Raw genomic sequence first — 407 nt, 5'->3', positions numbered from 1 at the left:
CCTCGGCGTGCTCTTTAATTCTTTTACATAAAAACTCATAAAAATTACTTGTGTAACACTGAGGATCTCTAGAAAGGCTAAATATTTCCTCACTATCAATTTCCCCGCCTCCATAGTTTTTTCCAAAAACTTTTGTAAAAAGGTATAGGTTGCGGACTGGGAGTATTCTCGGTCTTTTCAATCGGTTGATCACCATCAGGTATCTCAGCCCCCACGCTTTCTTTAATTCTTTTGCAAAGGAATTCATAAAAGTTACTAGCGTAATATTCGCAATCTTCAGACGTAAACTTGAGATAGAGTGGACACTCGCCATCCTGAAACTGCGTATAATCAAAGTAAAAGGTTTCACCAAAATCTGTTCTGCTAACAACAAGCTGTTCTGTGTTTCAAAACCACGTTTTCTAGCA

General features: G+C 38.1%; 1 pseudogene. It reads right to left on the bottom strand.

Annotation, left to right across the window (positions count from 1 at the left end):
* Window positions 1-95: 95 nt before the first annotated feature.
* Window positions 96-407 (bottom strand): annotated as a pseudogene (locus tag BN338_RS12730) (SMI1/KNR4 family protein); the annotation flags it as partial.

This window comes from Bartonella queenslandensis AUST/NH15 (assembly GCF_000312585.1).
In the GTDB taxonomy this organism is placed as follows: Bacteria; Pseudomonadota; Alphaproteobacteria; order Rhizobiales; family Rhizobiaceae; genus Bartonella; species Bartonella queenslandensis_A.
This window is presented reverse-complemented; position numbering and strand designations above follow the sequence as displayed.